General features: G+C 57.9%; 9 protein-coding genes and 3 tRNA genes. 4 read left to right on the top strand and 8 right to left on the bottom strand.

From position 1 onward, the window contains the following. Position 1: 1 nt before the first annotated feature. The 3 genes from B4920_RS20310 to B4920_RS20300 form a co-directional block, all read right to left on the bottom strand. Positions 2-865: an alpha/beta fold hydrolase gene (locus tag B4920_RS20310; RefSeq protein ID WP_079436508.1), complete on the bottom strand. Its 864-nt coding sequence runs from the start codon at positions 863-865 to the stop codon at positions 2-4. 99 nt (positions 866-964) lie between these two features. Continuing rightward, a complete protein-coding gene (locus tag B4920_RS20305) occupies positions 965-1,465 on the bottom strand; it encodes a DUF1648 domain-containing protein (RefSeq protein WP_139379581.1) in 501 nt (166 codons plus the stop codon). Positions 1,466-1,477: 12 nt separating this feature from the next. Next, the gene (locus B4920_RS20300; protein WP_079436506.1) at positions 1,478-2,296 is read right to left on the bottom strand and encodes an alpha/beta fold hydrolase; all 819 of its coding nucleotides are present in this window, start codon (positions 2,294-2,296) and stop codon (positions 1,478-1,480) included. A gap of 237 nt (positions 2,297-2,533) precedes the next feature. Here B4920_RS20300 and B4920_RS20295 point away from each other — a divergent pair, with 237 nt between their 5' ends. After that, complete coding sequence (locus B4920_RS20295; protein ID WP_079436505.1) at positions 2,534-4,174, top strand: SulP family inorganic anion transporter; 1,641 nt, start codon at positions 2,534-2,536, stop codon at positions 4,172-4,174. Between the two features lie 52 nt (positions 4,175-4,226). Here the strand turns inward: B4920_RS20295 and B4920_RS20290 are convergent. From B4920_RS20290 to B4920_RS20280, 3 genes are all read right to left on the bottom strand, one after another. Beyond that, positions 4,227-4,302, bottom strand: a tRNA-Lys gene (locus B4920_RS20290). 12 nt (positions 4,303-4,314) lie between these two features. After that, positions 4,315-4,390: transfer RNA gene (locus B4920_RS20285), tRNA-Gly, on the bottom strand. A 9-nt stretch (positions 4,391-4,399) separates the two neighbouring features. Next, positions 4,400-4,475: transfer RNA gene (locus tag B4920_RS20280), tRNA-Asn, on the bottom strand. A 2,768-nt stretch (positions 4,476-7,243) separates the two neighbouring features. Here B4920_RS20280 and B4920_RS29540 point away from each other — a divergent pair. Beyond that, on the top strand, positions 7,244-10,114 hold the full coding sequence (locus tag B4920_RS29540; protein ID WP_161493358.1) for a tyrosine-type recombinase/integrase: 2,871 nt from the start codon (positions 7,244-7,246) through the stop codon (positions 10,112-10,114). On the opposite strand, the gene B4920_RS28945 is transcribed toward B4920_RS29540, so the two are convergent. Beyond that, complete coding sequence (locus B4920_RS28945; protein WP_139379579.1) at positions 10,098-10,907, bottom strand: hypothetical protein; 810 nt, start codon at positions 10,905-10,907, stop codon at positions 10,098-10,100. The two genes, B4920_RS29540 and B4920_RS28945, sit on opposite strands and share 17 nt — an antisense overlap. Before the next feature lie 942 nt (positions 10,908-11,849). On the opposite strand from B4920_RS28945, the gene B4920_RS20270 reads away from it, so the two are divergent. Beyond that, positions 11,850-12,098, top strand: a complete 249-nt coding sequence (locus tag B4920_RS20270) for a type II toxin-antitoxin system Phd/YefM family antitoxin (protein ID WP_079436503.1) — start codon at positions 11,850-11,852, stop codon at positions 12,096-12,098. After that, positions 12,095-12,481 carry a type II toxin-antitoxin system VapC family toxin gene (locus B4920_RS20265; protein WP_079436502.1) on the top strand — a complete coding sequence of 129 codons (387 nt, stop codon included), beginning with the start codon at positions 12,095-12,097 and terminating at the stop codon, positions 12,479-12,481. The genes B4920_RS20270 and B4920_RS20265 overlap by 4 nt, the downstream gene beginning before the upstream one ends. A gap of 1,075 nt (positions 12,482-13,556) precedes the next feature. Here the strand turns inward: B4920_RS20265 and B4920_RS20260 are convergent. Beyond that, positions 13,557-14,564, bottom strand: coding sequence for an alpha/beta fold hydrolase (locus B4920_RS20260; RefSeq protein WP_079436501.1), 1,008 nt, complete (start codon positions 14,562-14,564; stop codon positions 13,557-13,559). Positions 14,565-15,580: the final 1,016 nt, after the last annotated feature.

Below are 15,580 nucleotides of genomic sequence, written 5' to 3'. Positions count from 1 at the left end.
TTCATTTCCTTTCAGCGAAGCTGCTGTCGTGCGTTGGGGTGCTCACCTGCCGTACGGCATCGATAACGTCTTCGGGGCCGTCCTTCTGGATGAAATGGCCGGAGTCCCAGACCACGTCCAGCGCGGCGATGCCCGTGAGGCGGGCCCAGTCCCGGCACGACTGCTTCATCATTTTCTCGAAATCCCCTTTTTCCTCGGGGCGGAGGCGTCCTGCGACGAGTACCTTGGCGGGTTTGGCCAGCGGCGTCTGCAGGTCGAGGGTGTCCAGGCAGGTTTCCTGATCGTCGAACTCGGCGCGGTCGGTGCGGGAGAAGGCCACGACGCGGAGCGTCTTCAGCAGCGCCGCGGCGGAAGGTGCCTCTCGCTGGATCCGCGTCCAATGGTGCGGCGGTGTGGGATCCAGCAAGACGATGCCGGCCACTTCCTGGGGATAGAGCTTGGCATAGACGAACTGGTACAGCCCGCCGAGGGAATGGCCGACGAGGAGGTAGGGGGGCGTGATGCCGGCCTCGCGCAGCAGGGCGTGCTGCTCGCGGGCGATGGAGCAGGGGTCGCGCGGCGTGTCCGCATCCGCCAGACCGTTGCGCCCCGGTCGGTCGATGGCCACGACCAGATGTTCTGCCGCGAGTGGTTGAAGCACGTTTTTCCAGGTTTTCTTGCTGTCGCCGAGCCCGGCCTGCAGGACGACCGGGGGTGTGCCTTTGCCGAACCGGACGAGTGGGGTGTCGGGAACATCCAGCAGGTCGGCCCCGGACTTGTTACCGCTGTCGGGCTTCTGAGGCATGCTGGAGCAGCCGGACAGTGCGGCCAGCAACAGTAGCAGGGCTGCCGTGATCGGCCGGCGGTCAGAAGGTATGAAGTGCATGGTGGGAGAGGAAGTCTGGATTGAGGATCGAAGAACTTCCGGAATATTCTATTGGAATTGGTGCGGCTGAATGGCATGCCGCGTGCTGCGCCTATTGCGTCAGCATGCTTTCCTGAAGCGCAGGTACAGGCCGGCCAGCCAGATGCCGAGTGCCAGCAGGAAGATGGCCAGGCCGCCGAGGATGTCGGCGCTGGAGAGCGTCGGCGGCTGGAGCCGGTTGGCTTGTACGATGAGCCAATGGACGTAGCCGAGGAAGAGGCTCACTGCAGCCGCAAACCATTTGCCATGGCTGCTGATGAAGGAGAGGGTCATGTCCCGGCGTTCGGGGGCCAGCCAGTAGGGGCGGTTGGGGATGTTGAGGTGGGCGCTGCTGCGGCGGGCCAGACTCCCCGGTAGAAAGGCGATCAGCAGTGGAATGCCGATGAGGAGCAGCGAGAAGCCGATCACGTAGGCTTGGCGCGGCATGAAGCCATTGGCGATGCCGGAGGCCGAGAAGTGCGATGCGACAATCGGCGGTAGCGTTTGGGCGCTGTGCCAGACAAAGCCGGTGAGCACAGCCTGCAGCACGAGGAAGGAGAGGGTGCCGGGGGATGGTTTCATGCCGGCAATGGTTTACGGCAGCGTCGCGATGAAGTCGGATACCAGCGTGACGATGGTATCCGGCTTTTCCCGGTGGGGCATGTGGAAGGTGTCCGGGATGATCTCGACGCGGGCGGGGCCGTTGCTCAGTTCGCCGATCAGTTCGGGATGGCGGGTCGAGCCGTATTCGTCGTGGAGGCCGTGGATGGCCAGCAGTGGGCAACTCACCTTTGGCAGCACGGGATGCAGGGACCAATCGGCGAAATCGGGGGCGAGCCAGGTTTCGGTCCAGGCGTCGAGCACCCAGCGGGCCTTGTCGCCGTGGTATCTGCGCAGGCGGTCGATCTGCTTGTCGTCCTGAAACTGTTCCTTGGCGATGCGGATGCCTTTGATCGTGCGGTCTTCCAGGAAGGCCTGGGCGGCGATGGTGATGACGGCCTTGCAGTCGTCGGGAAACTGGGCCGCGCAATTGACGGCCATGCCACCGCCGACGCTGTGCCCCAGCACGATGAAGCCGCTGAAGCCATAGTGGCGGCGCACGGTGGCGAAGTAGCTGCGGGCTTCGTCGGCAATGAAGTCGAGGTTCAGCGTGTCGTCCCGCGGGTCGGAGCGGCCGAAGCCGAGACGGTCGTAGGCGATCACGCGGCGGCCGGTGGCGGCGCTGAGTTCGGCCGGGAAGTCACGCCACAGATCGACGCAGCCGAGGGAGTCGTGCAGCAGCACGATGGGCTCGGCGGGCAATGTGCTGGCGCCCCGGTTGGTGGGCGTCCACACGCGGGAGAACAGGCGGCCGTGGGGGTGCTCGACCCAGATGTCCTGGGCTGTGTTGCGGGGGGCGTCGGATTCGGACATGGGTTCTCCTTTGGCGGTGTCGGAGGGCTGCCGATGGTTTCCCTTCCGTGCCGGGCGCGGCTTCCGGAGACGGAACGGATATCGGGCGGCGCCTTTTTATAATGTTGACGTTAACGTAACTCAGCGTGGCCGGTAAATCCCTTTAGGGATAACCCTCGCCGGCCTTGCGCCATTGACCATCTCCCGGATGTCGCGGAATGGGGATAATGCTCCATTCGATGCCGATCCCCGTTCGCCATGTCGCCGCTCCGAACCCTGCCTGCTGCGCCCAGTCTGCCGTGGGGAGACATCCTCGCCGGCCTGTCGGTGGCCGGCGTGCTGCTGCCCGAGTCGGTGGCCTATGCGGCGATTGCCGGTGTGCCGCCGTCCCACGCGCTGCTGGCGGCGCTGGTGGGCTTGATCGTTTATCCGCTGTTCGGCTCAAGCCGTTTCGCGGTCGTCGCGCCGACTTCGTCCGCCGCGGCGATCTTTGCCACCGCAGTGGCGGTGGGCGGGCCGGAGATGGGCTACGCGCTGGTGCTGCTGACCGGTGCGCTGTTTGTGATGGCGGGCCTGCTGCATACCGGTTCCATCGGTGCTTTCATCTCGCGGCCGGTGCTGCGCGGCTTTGCGTGGGGCCTGGCGGTGACCATCGTGCTCAAGCAGTTGCCCCATCTGGCCGGCGTCTATGTGCCAGGCCGCAACGCCTGGCAGCTGCTGGTCGGGCTGATCGATGCGGCCGACGCGATCCACTGGCCCAGCGTCGGGCTCGGCGCCGTCGCGCTGCTGCTGTGGCTGGCGGTGCATCACGGTTTACGGCGCGTGGTCTTCCTGCCCCAGTCGCTGGTGGTGCTGGCGCTGGGCATCGTGGCGTCCGCCACCTTCGACCTGGGCAGTCGCGGTATCGCCCTGGTGGGGCATATCGAGTGGCGTAGCCTGGCTTTGGATCTACCGTCCCTGAGCGCCGAGCGCTGGCTGCGCATGGCCGAATGGGCGCCGGCGCTGCTGCTGATCCTGTTCGCCGAGTCCTGGGGGGCGGTGCGTTCATTGGCGCTGCAGAAAGGCGACACGCTCAGCGCGGACCGGGAGCTGCTGGCGATCGGCGCCAGCAATCTGCTGAGCGGAGTCCTGCAGGGCCTGCCGGTGGGGGCGGGCTTTTCGGCGGCGGCGGCCAACTATTCGGCGGGGGCGCGCAGCAAGGCGGCTGGGCTCGCCGCGGCGCTCACCTTGGGCCTGCTGCTGTGGCATGCCCGCACTGCGCTGGGGCTGCTGCCCTTGCCGGTGCTGGCGGCGGTGATGGTCGGCATCCTGTCCCACAACCTGTGGCCGAAGGCGGTCATCACCGGTCTGCGCGCGGGCGGCGACGCCTGGCTGGCAGTGATGGCGGCGGTGGCGGTGCTGGTCTTCGGGGTTCTGTTCGGCATGCTGCTGGCGGTGGGCTCATCGCTGCTGCTGGCCATTCATCGCTTCGCGCAGCCGGTGGTGGTGGAGCTGGGACAGTTGCCGGGCACTCGCGACTATCAGGATTGCCAGCGCCACGCGGAGGCGATCCGTATTCCCGGCCTGCTGATCCTGCGAGTGGATGAGCCGCTGTTCTTTGCCAATGCGGAGCAGGCTTTCCAGTCCGTGCGCGCGACGGCCCTGGCGCTGCAGCCGGGTGTGGTGGTGCTGAGTCTGGAGGTGTGCGACGAGTTGGATGTGACGGCCGGCGAGGCGCTCGCCGAACTGGCTGCCAACCTGCGTAGCGCCGGCATCGAGCTGGCCCTGGCCCGGGTGAAGGACCGTATCCGCGATGCGCTGGCCCGCGCCGGCCTGGTGGGCGAGACCGACCACGCCATCGCCGCCTACTGGAGCGTGGATGACGCGGTGCAAGCGACGCGCCTGCGGAAGGGCACGTGAGGGGCGCCAGAAATGACAAAGGCCACCCGGAGGTGGCCTTTGCGATGATGCTTGGTGGGTTGTGAGTGGCTCGAACACTCGACCTACGGATTAAGAGTCCGCTGCTCTACCAACTGAGCTAACAACCCACTTCTTGAAACTGGAGCGGCAGAAGAGTCTCGAACTCTCGACCTCAACCTTGGCAAGGTTGCGCTCTACCAACTGAGCTACTGCCGCATTGAATTCTGGCTCCTCGACCTGGGCTCGAACCAGGGACCTACGGATTAACAGTCCGGCGCTCTACCGACTGAGCTATCGAGGAATACAAATTTTTTGCTCTTTTCTTACGAAGTTCTGCAAGAAAGGGGCCGCACTCTAGCACATTTTTCCGGTTTGTGGCGCGCCCGAGACGATTCGAACGTCCGACCCTTCGGAGGGTACGCCATCTCTGTGCGCATTATACGCACAAAAACTTCAACATTAGGTCTACAACCTGCAAAAACGGGGTGTAGATGCTAGGCTGTGCAGATCATCGATCGCCAGCCCTAGCCCAACGTGCCTCTCTCTAAGTCCTTGCAGCCCACTCAAGCCGCGCCATTAGACCTGGACAATCGGGTTTTTGCAACGACTCCTGCTCCCCCCGTGGCTACGTGGGATGTTCTGTACAAGTGGGCAGGTGCCGAAGATCTGCTGCCTCCTGTCATGCTGTTGTGCGACGCGACTGCCGCTGTCGAGCGGCCCGGGGCTGTCGGATCCATCCTGCACTACATCGTTAAGCCCGGCATTCTCAACGACCTGGAGTTGTGGGCTGACGAGAACGCGCATGCAGGACTGTTGTGGAGTTTGGCGCACCGGTTGGCCGTCGCCGGGCAACATGTACTTGAACACTATCGGCCGCTACCGGATGCTTTGCCGGCCCGCGCCCGGTTTGAGGGCGGACTGGATACCCAGTACCTCTATGCCTTGTTGGCGACGCGTAACCCCTATGCGTCGGGTGACACTGTCGGGCGGGCCGGGTATGACCGCCTGCGGCTGTGGCTGCTTGTGCATGCGCTTGAACGTGCAGAGAGGGGGATCCTCCTCGACTCGGCTGTCCGAGAGGTTGCAACCCGGCTAAGACTTGCAGGTGATGGCAAGGCTGCTTGGCTAGACATCCTGAATTCGTTGCGGCTAACAGCCCGAGACCCCTACGCGCTCGACGCCCAAATATGTGTCCGCGTGGCGGTACAGCTACGATCTGAGCAGTTGGAATCCAGCGCTCGAGCATTCTTGCGTGCGCTGAGCCAGGTTGCGCTGCGGGAAGACCATGCTGCAGCTGGGCCTTTACGTGGACAGCTTTTCGACGCCACTTTGTGGCACACAAGGATTGAGCAACTGCATGCCGCTGCGCCGGTGTTCCCTGCTTTGCTCTATGACAATGACGACGCGTCGTCATCGGGCCTTGAGCTCGTTGGGGGCCGTGACGATGATCTGGTCTGTGTGAGCGTACCTCAGGATGCAACGCTCGCTGGCCAAGTCAAATACGCTTCATCAATCCTCCTCAGTACCCTTGAAGAAAACCAGTTCCTGTCTTGGACTTGGTCGCGCCTCACTCCCGGGGAACTGCATGACATCCAAGCATGGATTGCGACAGCTTTAAAGACGAGTGCCGCAGAGGACCAACTGCTTGCTGCCGTTGTCTGGATCGCAATCAACACCGGGCGCTCTCTCGCCCGAGTCCTTGCCATGAGGCTGTCGGATAGTGCCGGTGAAGAATGGTCGATTGCGTCATCGGGGGCACTGTTACGCGCGAGTGCCCGCCCCAGCCGAGGTTGGAGCCCAACTGATGACCAAGCCCGCTGGGTTCGAGCGTTGAGCGCCCATTATGAGCTTCGGTTGCCTGAGGAGGTGGCCGGGGTGTTTGCCGCCGGTATCGAGCGATTGCTACCCGTATCGCCGACCGTCTTGGGGGATCTGCTCCCGGCACAGGTGTTGTCAAGCCGGTTCCGGGAGGTCATGCAGGAGGTCGCGCCGCGCGTGACCGCCGGCATGCTTGCCAATGTACTGCCCTCGCAGCTTTACACCACAACGAAGGATGCAATCCTCGCGCGCCTCTACGCGCGCCATCCTCAAACTGGACTGCCAGGTGCGGCGGCGTATCCAAGCTGGACAGGTAGTGAACTCGCCGCCACCCTCCGTCGTGCAGGTCTCCCAGTCCCGGTGCTTGACGGAGCCCTATCCACCTCAAATGTGTTGGGTAGCCGACTTGATCCTATTGAGTCGCTTCTACGTAGGGAGATACGTCGAGCCGCTCATGCCTTACGTCACCTGCGAGGCAAGGATGTATTCCAGTATCACAACGCGCTCACGAGCTACTTGGTCGTCGCACTACACGCGGCGTCCGGTGCTCGACCCATCCGAGCACCATTCGAGACGCTCAGGGATTTTGACTTGGATGCTGGAACGGCTTTTGTTGCTGACAAGGTGAGTGGGGCGTCGCGATCAGGACGCCTTGTGCCGCTGCCACGACGACTGTGTAGCTTTCTCGCAGAACAATATCTCCCTTATCTGCGATCGCTGGGGCTCTGGATAGAAAGGAGTGGCGACTCCGAGCTCGGGCGTCGGGTCGTTGCTGTCACTACCCGAGATGGCACTCCATCTGTGCCGCTGTTCTTCATGCTGCGCCTCGATGGGAAGTCGCTCGAGTGGGAGCCATGCAGTGAGGCAGGGATTGCAAATGCGGGGGTTTTTACGTGGCCTCTACCCCTCCGACACTTGCGTCACCGGCTCGCAAGGCAGCTGCGATCCGCCGAACTGAACCCCGAGATCATCGATGGTTTGCTGGGTCACGCTGAGCGGGGGAGTGCCGCGTATGGAGATCGCTCTGAGCGTGTCTGGTTGGAGGACATGACGGCCGCCCGACCGGCCCTGGAGTCATGTTTCGCCAGTCTTGGGTTCAGACCCGTCAGGATTTCGCGACATTTGGAGTCCACGCCCTTGGAGAACCTAGTCCCTCGCGTTGCCGACCAGCAAGGCCCAGTGCTGTTTGGGCGAGCCGAACGTGCGATACGGCGTCGAGAGCGGTTGCGCGGCGCGGTGCAGGGGGCTCGGATGATGATCGAAACCGTTTGCGATGGGCGTCAAATCGGCGAGCTTACGACAGACGAGATCGACCAACTGAGCCGCGCGCTCGTATTTAATCCCAACGGTATCCCCCATGCGCTTGGGTCACTGCGATACGCTGTTTTTCTGAGACAGCTTGAGCGAGCCCAAGAAAGGCAGTTGCGGCCTATTCGCATGCGAAGGGTATATCTGGCCTTTACGGATGAGCCTAGCGCCATTACGCCCATGGCGTGTGGCGCCTACCGTACGTATCAACGCTTGGCGAATTTGATGAGCTTAGTGCCTGAACCGGCTTATCTGCCGCGAGCGTTGGGGCAGGCGTTGGCGCTTGGCGTGCTGAGGTTGGTGCTTGAGTCAAGGTTGACGGATGGGGATGCTTTACGAGACATCCTTGCTGGAGAGAACTATCGCGTTATCGGCTTCCGCGATCGAACGTACATAGAACTTGGGGAGAAAATCGCCGAAGCAGGGCCGGATGCATTATGTCGTCGTCTTGAGATCAGTCAAGCGGCCGCGCGTCTATTGGCTGCAGGGCTGACGGGGAAACGGGCCAACAATGCGGGGAAAAGGACGATTGATCAAAATCTCCACCCGTTGGTTGATTGCATCCAGGGCCACTCTCCGAGCGCTTCAGGAATTGCCAACGTTGAACAGCTTGTCTTGGCAACCGCGAGATTGGTCGACCAAGTTAATGCAGTCAGCCGCCCAGGTATTGTTGCGGGCTATTTGGCAGGACGTGTGAAGTCGTTGTCACTCAATTGGTATGACTTTACCCGTTTGCAAGATGGTCATGTGCGTGACTTCGGGTATTTGGTGAAAGAGGCGGATTCGCCGCAGCAGAAGGAAATGCCCGCGGCGAGCGTGTCGCTGGCTGTTAATACCTCAGTCGGTCCGGATCGACGGCAACAGGCAAATCGCAAATTGATCGGTGCGATTGTGCATCTCCTCGGCGAAAAAGAAGGCTCGCGTCGGCTGGCACGCGATGAACGTGCGGTGGGTATTAGGGAATTGGTTGCCGAGGCTGTAGGGGAGCCGGGCTCAATGGTCTGCCTGTTGGCCCATTGGGCTGCGCATTTGCTGACCAGGCAGAATCAACATCGAGATCAATATCTGAGCCTTTCGACGGTAGAGCGTTATCTTTGTGCTCTATCGAAATATATAGTCGAGCTTGCACCCGATATAGAAATTGAAGAGCTTGATGAGGACGAGATAACCGAAGTCTACGCATCGATTATTGATGATGTGCCTCCCAAATCGCAACGCTATAGTCGACTTCGCCTTGAAGAGTTTCACGACTGGCTTCTTTGGCAGAAATCTGTGGAGGAGCCTGACTGGTCTCTTGTCGCAGGAGCTGACAAATCTCTGAATGCCAATCCCGGCGTTGTGTCGGAGGCGGAGTACCTCCGTGTTTTTTCTTATCTTGAAAAATCTGCGGGTGACGAGACTGCTAAGCTCGCTGCGCTCCTATTGTTATTTGCCTATCGATTTGGCCTTCGCGTCGGTGAGAGTCTTGGACTTTTACGCAAGGACATCGTTGGAGATCCAGAGTTTGGATTGATTGTTATTGTAAGAAATAACAAGCTGAGGAAGCTGAAAACAAATAAGTCGTCTCGCCGTTTGGTCCCCTTGCTTGCGGACTTGGATGAAAGAGAAGTAAAGCTAATCAGAAATATGATGGCAAAGGCAGAAGCGCAAGGTGGAGGTGACTCGAATTATCCAGTGTTTGGCATTGATGCTACGAATATTGAGCGTAGAAAAAGAAGAGTGTTTGCGTCACGTTTGCGGAAGTTGTTGATCCCTTTGCTGCGCGTGGTTACAGGTAATTCACGAGCTAATGTCCATCACGCTCGACATAGTGCAGGCAATGTTATTGCAGCGAGCGTTTTTGGCGTTGATGAACTGGGATTGAGTGACTGTGAGTCTACGTCGATTAACACAATAAAAAACATACTTTTGGGGAGCTCCGAAAGGACGCGGCGGGCACTCCCTGCCGTCGAGCGGTATTTGGGGCATGCGGATGCTGGGACGACGCAAGAGTATTATCTGCATATATTGGATTGCTGGAGTAATCAATACAACGCCTTGGATGCTGAAAAGGAAGTACGGCTTGCAGGGGTGAAATATCTGGACGATGCGCCCGCATCATGTGCCGTAATCCTAGCTGGCGCCGAGCGGCAACAGGTACGGAGTCTGACGGTGGCTGATAGCCTGATGTATTTGCGGCTACGCGCTCGTGGGTTTGCACGAGACGTGGCAGCGGATGCGCTGGACGTTGATGAGAATGTCGCTGAACTAATTGATAAGCGACTTGACAATATGGCGGGCCGATTTAGATTTAGTGCTTCTGAACGGGCTTTTGCCCCCTCTATGTTAGAGATGTATCCATCGTTGGCACAGTTGATCACACGCTTTAGCGACAGCGTGTGGGATGAGTGGATCGACTGGGCTAGGAAACGGTGGTGCGTGGCTAAAATTGCCCGTACAAGTCATTTGTACTCAAAAATAACCACATCCCGGCAGCTTGTTCTATGGACTGCCGAGGATCTAGAGGCGGCGAAATATCATTTGAATTGGTGGGGGATCGGCAATGAGCAATTGCTAGCTGTGCATTCGCCAAGGTGTTCGTCGAAATTGATTAGCACTGCCCAGTCCTATGGACTTGAAGTTAAGGATTGCAAGAAGTCAAGTCCTGCAGTCCAGATTGATACTGTTAGGTGTGGTGATGATGGCCAATTCACAGTCGATCATCGGCTTGCAATTCTTGTCCGTGAGACGGACCACCCCATACGACATGGGGCGGAGTTTTTGATGTCCATCGTTTTGGGGGAGATTGTTGGTGGATTTAGTCGGAAAGGCTGATTGATATCATGCTTCTACCGTTGTCGGCGATTGTCTCGAATAGGGCGTATCGGTGCATGTTTCTATTCTTTAAAAGCTCTGCGAGACTAGGAAAGTCTTCATGATTCTCATAGTTTCCATTTACGATTTCTCCGTCTTCAGTTATCAGTTTTAATGAGAATTGACTGTAGCTAAGCAGATCGATCATTGCATTAACGATTCGGTTTGCGGTCGGGCTGACAAGAGATTTTGGATGTTTTTGTACTTTTCCAGCTAGCTCGCTAATTTTTGATTTTTGGCTGTCAATAATAGCTATTGGATGAGTTAGTCTTGATCCGACTGCTGCGACGGCTGCGCGGGCTCCATTCTCTGCCGCCTCTTTTTGATGGTCCGTCAAATCAATCGTGGTGAGTTTGTTAAACATATCATCGGTGCCGGTCCGGCAAAGTGGCGCTTGTAGCATGCATGATGATTGGTATAAACATAGGGATCTGATCGTGTTTTTTTCGACCTCGTTGAGCGAGCGCTGGCAATAGATATGTACGCATGGCGATATTGTCTTGCTTGTCGGGTCGCGGCGTAACGTTTCGTGTGCCTCGAGTGTTTTTTCATCGGTGATTCCGGCGGTCGATATGGTCGACATGATGCCGTTAGCGATACTTTGTAGATTTTGCCAATTGATGGAGGCAAAATTGCCACTAATAATATTGGCATCGAGCTGAGTGACGGCGATAACTGTTTGCTGCTCGATAATCAGTATTGGGTCACCTTTGGTTAGGTTGATTTGGGCTTCAATGTCATTTTGGTTGGCCATGTCTCTGTCGCCAGATGTGTTGTGATGGCTTATGCTGACATGTTTTTTTGCCGGTTTTATTTGGCGCGGGGGCTATTTGGGCTGCTGCGGAAGAAAAATAGCCGGGTGCTTTTTTTCGTTTTCATCCTGATGGATTCACCGTGGCTACCTGTCCCATCCATAGGCTGCGGCGTGCGCCATTATCCTTGCACATCAGCCCAAGCACTTTGATGACGACTCGATCACCCTCAACCCTGAGTAACTCAGAGTCATGCATCCACCCCCTTTATTCGACATGGCTATGAGCCGAGCGAGAGCATGCCCCTGCCTGAAATTTGTATGAAATGTGAAGTAAGCTCTGGACTTAGGTCGTTTATTTGAGGTAATAACCCCATTTTATGCTGGCAGGACTGGAACGCAAATTGGATGTGCTGCAGTGCAAGACGAACTCGAACAGGTAACGTATTCCTCGGCCTTGCCCGCATCGTGCAGGAGACTGCTGGCAATCAGCACCGGCAAATGCGCTTCTGTGTGGTGGCTGGCGAGGGCTCGGGCACGTTCGGCGACCTCGATGGCGTGCCGGAAATTACCGTTACGGCCATTGTGGTGAGCTATCGACGATCACGTCTGGGCAGCGGAATTCTGTCAGCACGGGCATCGTTGCCGTGAGGTTTTGTTGAATGGCTTCCAGCGCAAGCGCGGAACATCCAAGTGGATAGCTACGGTCTTGCGGTAGGAGGCGATATCGTGGCCGAACAGGGGCTTCAGGGCGTTGGGGCCGATTTCCGTGAAGTCCAAGACTCGCAGGCCGAGGAGGTTCAGGGGGGTGACGAGACGAGTATGGAGGGGCCCGTCGTCAGTCAAAAAGGGGGGGTGTGGTCCTGCTGATGCTGACGGCTTAATCTTCGCTTGCGCTTCGGGGTTAGCTAGACCAGACTAACAATGTGCTTTATGGAGAGTGTGATGCAGGCCGTCAATATGTTGCAAGCGAAGTCCTCGCTGTCCCGTTTGGTGGAAGCCATCGAACAGGGGCATGAGCGCGAAATCATCATTGCTCGCAATGGCCGCCCTGCTGCCAAGCTGGTTCCGATGGATACGGTGTCGGTCGGACAGCGTATTGGTGTCGCCAAGGGCAAGTTCGAGGTGCCGGATAGCATTGATGCTCATAACGAGGAAGTGGCGCGCTTGTTCATGGGCGGGGAGCAGTCTTGAACCTGCTGCTGGACACCCATGTAGCCCTGTGGGCGATTACGGATAGCCCGAAGCTGCTGCAGAAGGCGCGTGAATTGATCCAGTCCCCGAAGACGACAGTCTGGATCAGCGTCGCCAGTGTGTGGGAGATTGCCATTAAGCATTCGCTTGGGCGGGGTGACATGCCAGTATCGAGCCAGGACGCGGTGCGCTACTTTCGCGAGTCTGGCTATCGCTTCCTGGTGGTCGAGGCCGAACACGCCATAGCGGTTGAAGATTTGGCTGCGCATCACCAAGACCCGTTTGACCGGATTCTCGTAGCCCAAGCAGTTGTCGAACCCATGCGGCTGATGACCCACGATCCCATCGTGGCGCTCTATAGTGACATCATCATCAAAGTCTGATTAGCGAAAAAAGTAGAGAACGTGAACTGAGACAAGTTCTACTGAACTTCGGGTAGTCCCTCAAGAAGCGTGGAGGCTTGTCCTTGCTAGCCCGTCGCACAGCGCGCTCTTGTCGGAGAAGCGCTAGGGAATGTCGGTTTCCATCAGGTGCTTGCAGAGGTCAAAAAACATGGCAGGATGGAAAAGTTAATGCAAAGAGTTGTTTGGCATTTTTAGCAAGTTGCTTTGGATACTTCCTAAAAGGCTAGAAGCAACACTTAATGTGTCGCTCAAAAGTTCTCCTGCTACGTAGCTCTCGTGGGCTCTACGGCCATAACACTGCATCGCGGTTCTCAAAAAAGTATGATCCCCTAGGGACAGGCTCGTCCTTTTTCACTAGGGCTGCAAGTGATGCAGTGCCGTCCGCGCTAAAGGCTTGGGTATTTGCCCCCTGGGTCATTCCTAGGTGTTGACGCTCGTTGAAAACTGACCAGAAAAGCGTGGTTGTGCGCGCTGAAAATTGGGTCTTGAGTGCTGAAGGATGTGAGTTTTTGGGCGCGGTGAGGGGCTTTTCTCTGCCACGTAAATTTTCGAAATCCTCACATTAAGTGCTTGTATGCTTTTGCGATAATTTTGTCGGTATCTCATCCTTCTGGATCTGAATCCAGGCAACAAAAAGGGACTGCCCAGCACCCTGAGCAGTCCCATCTCTCACTCCAGCCGCAGGAAGGCAACGTTGTCTGTTAGTTGTCTTGATGCTCGTCCTGCGCTCCTCCGTATCGCGCGGGACTCTAACATAGATCTCGTTTGTTGTACGGGATAACCCGTATTCGATACGTGCGTATCAAAAAAAAGCCCAGGCGCAGTAAGGGCCTGGGCTCAATTCCACACCAAAGGAGGAGGGTGGAGGAGACAGTCCATAGAGTAGCGTTGGCATGTGGGCGGCAGATTTGATTGTATTTATCGGTAAATAAATTTATTTATGGGTGCGTGCATGCCGTGTGATCGTTATCTAGCTTCTCTACGGCGAGGTCGACGACGTGCGAGCGCTCCTCAAAACCTTCCGTGATGCTCGGAACTGATCACCCGAATTGTTTCAGTGTGCCAGTTCGTCGAGTAGGGCCCGGTTGAACATCGCCGGGTTCTCAATCTGCGGCGCGTGGCCGTAGCCCGGGAACGCGACAAGTCGGGCGCCGGGAATCTGCGCCACGATCGTCTTGCCGAGCTGCCGATAGTTGCCGATTCGCGCTTTGACATCAGCTGGGGCGAGGTCGCTGCCGATGGCGGTGGTGTCGGCATCACCCAGCATCAGGATCGTCGGCACCTTCAGCAGCGGGAATTCGTACACCACGGGCTGCGTGAAGATCATGTCGTAGATCCGCGCCGAGTTCCACGCCACCAGCCGGTGTCCCGGCCCGCTGTTGAGGCCGGCGAGCATGTCCACCCAGCGTTCGTATTCCGGCTTCCAGCGCCCGTCGTAATAGACGCTCCGCTCGTACTGGCGGATCCCCGCGGCGGACAGCTTCAGTTCCCGTTCGAACCACTGGTCCACCGTCCGTGCCGGCACGCCGAGTGCCTTCCAGTCCTCCAGCCCGATCGGATTGACCATCGCCAGCCGTTCGACCGCATCGGGGTACATCAGGGCGAAGCGGGTCGCCAGCATGCCGCCGGTCGAATGGCCGAGAACGACGACGCGGGAGGCGCCCAGATGCTTCAGCAGCGCCATCGTGTTGGCGGCAAGCTGCTGGAAGCTGTACTGGTAGTTGGCCGGCTTGGTCGAGGTGCAGAAGCCGATCTGGTCCGGCACGATCACCCGGTAGCCCGCATCGGCGAGTGCCGTGATCGTGTCCTCCCAGGTCGCCCCACAGAAGTTCTTGCCATGCAGCAGCACCGCCGTACGGCCATTGGCGGCACCGCGGGCAGGCACATCCATGTAGCCCATCCGCAGTTCCTGCCCCTGGGATGTGAATGAGAAATGGGCCAAGGGATAGGGATAGCGAAACCCTTCCAGCTCGGCACCGTACACGCCGCCTTCTGCCGCATGCGCTGCACCCACCAACGCCAGACCGGCAATCCAGCCGGCTGCCAACATCCCCAATCGCATCGAACACGTCCTCACTTCAAGGCCTATACGGAACAGGCAGACGGATTTCATCCCGAATGCCCCACACAAGAAAACCAGCTGGAACCTGAGCGGCAGCTGGCGCCAGCTAGGACACGGATTTCTTGTGCGGGTTCGCGTGTCGTGTGGCGGAGGAGAGGCATGGGGACAACGGTAAGGCTTCTCGTACGAAGAAGGGAGGGCAGAGCCCGGTTGGAGAGTAGCCCGATGGCTGCCGTACTGAGTAAGCCTAGAGGACGGCGGGTGGGTCATGGGGCAGAGGTGCTTGGGCGCGCGCCAGACCCGTTCTTTGGTGTTTGCGAAGGCGTTCTACGAAGCTGCGGCCATCGAGTACCCAGTTACTCGTTTGTAAAGTACGAACGAAGCCCCTCAGGATGAGGTGCGCGAAGGCCCGTTCAGTGCTTATACATCGAGAATTTGGCTATGCCTTTGGTGTAAACTCATCAGGGTTAGCACTCTATGCCAATGACTGCTAATCTATGTCTAAAGTGATAGATTTGCCTTGTGGTAGATTGACGCCTTCTAGTGTAAAAGCCACCACGCTTCCTTGTTCACGGGCGCTCTATTTTTACGCCATGGCTTGCTTAAATATGATCAAAAACATACAAAATGTAGTGTCTGATGACTTTTAAAAATACTGTTATTTTTTTAAATAACTGATTTTTTTGAACTAAATAATTTTGCAGGAATCTAGGTCTCGTGTAGGCTTGGTACCTATGAGGCCGCAGGATACCCCCCTCGGCACACCGCACTTGCCAATGGAGCGTTTATAGAAAGAAATATCGCGACATAAATGTCGAAAACATTTCCTAGGCGGCATTTTTAGATTCGTTCCTGACGACAAAACTCCGGTTTCGACGTAGGACGATTGATGGGCTTTTATTGCCCCATGGAAGTGATGCTTGAGGTTGGTGCGGCCGAACTCTCACCTTCGGCCGCACCAAGACGAAAAGACCACTGAACGGGCTCCAGGGGTCTCTCTGACTGCTTTTTGTGAA

Origin of the sequence: Zoogloea sp. LCSB751 (assembly GCF_002028455.1) — a bacterium.
GTDB lineage: Bacteria > Pseudomonadota > Gammaproteobacteria > Burkholderiales > Rhodocyclaceae > Zoogloea.
The sequence above is the reverse complement of the archived record's forward strand: the minus strand, read 5'-3'. Positions and strand labels throughout refer to the sequence as shown.

Bases quoted from the DNA above. Each gene is read 5' to 3' on its own strand.
- B4920_RS20310 (WP_079436508.1), bottom strand. From the start codon at position 865: ATGCACTTCATACCTTCTGACCGCCGGCCGATCACGGCAGCCCTGCTA.
- B4920_RS20305 (WP_139379581.1), bottom strand. From the start codon at position 1,465: ATGAAACCATCCCCCGGCACCCTCTCCTTCCTCGTGCTGCAGGCTGTG.
- B4920_RS20300 (WP_079436506.1), bottom strand. From the start codon at position 2,296: ATGTCCGAATCCGACGCCCCCCGCAACACAGCCCAGGACATCTGGGTC.
- B4920_RS20295 (WP_079436505.1), top strand. From the start codon at position 2,534: ATGTCGCCGCTCCGAACCCTGCCTGCTGCGCCCAGTCTGCCGTGGGGA.
- B4920_RS29540 (WP_161493358.1), top strand. From the start codon at position 7,244: ATGATGATCGAAACCGTTTGCGATGGGCGTCAAATCGGCGAGCTTACG.
- B4920_RS28945 (WP_139379579.1), bottom strand. From the start codon at position 10,907: ATGGCCAACCAAAATGACATTGAAGCCCAAATCAACCTAACCAAAGGT.
- B4920_RS20270 (WP_079436503.1), top strand. From the start codon at position 11,850: ATGCAGGCCGTCAATATGTTGCAAGCGAAGTCCTCGCTGTCCCGTTTG.
- B4920_RS20260 (WP_079436501.1), bottom strand. From the start codon at position 14,564: ATGCGATTGGGGATGTTGGCAGCCGGCTGGATTGCCGGTCTGGCGTTG.